General features: G+C 78.9%; 2 protein-coding genes. Both read left to right on the forward strand.

Annotated features, from left to right (window positions below; genetic code table 11):
- The coding region (locus AE652_RS28285; RefSeq protein ID WP_049656531.1) for an MFS transporter at positions 1 to 436 on the forward strand (436 nt) is incomplete at its 5' end.
- A 169-nt stretch (positions 437 to 605) separates the two neighbouring features.
- On the forward strand, positions 606 to 1,256 hold the full coding sequence (locus AE652_RS28290) for a pyridoxamine 5'-phosphate oxidase family protein (RefSeq protein ID WP_049656532.1): 651 nt from the start codon (positions 606 to 608) through the stop codon (positions 1,254 to 1,256).
- The last annotated feature ends 11 nt before the right edge of the window (positions 1,257 to 1,267 follow it).

Consider the following 1,267-nt stretch of genomic DNA (forward strand, 5'->3'; position numbering starts at 1 on the left):
CGCCGTCGCGGCGGCGCTGCTGGTCCAGCCCGGGGCCGCGACGGCGACCCGCTGGCTGGCAGGGCAGTACGGGGACCGCCGGGGCGCGTCCGGGCTGGTGCTGCCCGCCCTGCTGGTCTGCGCCGGCGGGGTGCTGCTGCTGGCCTCGACGGGCAGCCCGGTCGCCGTGGTGGCCGGGGCCACGCTGTTCGGCGCGGGCTTCGGCGTCGCGCAGAACGCGACGCTGACGCTGATGTACGCCCGGGTGCCGCCCGCCGGGTACGGCACCGTGACGGCGCTGTGGAACGTCGCCTTCGACGGGGGCATGGGCGTCGGCGCCGTCGCCTTCGGCGCGGTCGCGGGCGCGACGGGCTATCCGTGGGCGTTCGTGCTCACCGCGGCGGTGATGCTCGCCGCGCTCGCCCCGGCCTGGCGCGACCGGAGGACCAAGGGCTAGCCGGTCCCGGACAGCAGTCCTGAGGAGCCGGCGGTCCGGGGGCGCGGACCGACACGCACGGGGCCGGGCCGTTGCTCGACTTGCCGGGGGCCGGGCGCTTGGATGGATCCGCCCTGGTCACCGCCCGGACGCGGCCAGACGGCCCCCGGCCAGCCGAGGAGTCACCACCGTGAACGACACCCCCGCCCCCGCCGCCGTCGCCCGTCGGATCGCCGAACGGCGCGAGCAGCTGGGCCTCAGCGAGGAGGCCCTGGCCAACCGGGCCGCGATGGCCCCCCGCTACCTGCGGTGCCTGCTGGAGGCCGGGCCCGGCTTCGACCCGGCGGGCTTCGTCCGGATCGCCGCCGCCCTCGACACCACCCCGGGCGAGCTGCGGTCCGGCCGTGCCGACGCCGCGCCCGGCCAGGGCGGCCCCGGCCCGCGCCCCCGGCTGCTCGACCTCACCGAGCCGGAGTGCTGGCAGCTGGTCGGCGGCCACGGCATCGGCCGGATCGCCCTGCCGGTCGAGCCGGGGCCGGTGGTGCTGCCGGTCAACTACGTGGTGGACCAGGGCTCCTTCGCCTACCGCACCGGCGAGCACGACGCCGCCGCCCCGGTGGAGGGGGCCGCGGTCTCCTTCCAGGTCGACCACATCGACGAGTACCTCGGGCGCGGCTGGAGCGTGCTCGCCCTCGGCCCGGCGCACTACGTGGACGACCCCGCCGAGCTCGACCGGCTGGCCGGGCTGCCCGGCGCGGCCCCCTGGGCGGGCGGGGCGCGGCCGCGCTGGGTGCGGATCCGCCCGGAGGAGGTCAGCGGCCGGCGGCTGGTCACGGGGTGAGGCGGGGCGGG

This window comes from Kitasatospora sp. MY 5-36, assembly GCF_001182915.1.
GTDB lineage: Bacteria > Actinomycetota > Actinomycetes > Streptomycetales > Streptomycetaceae > Kitasatospora.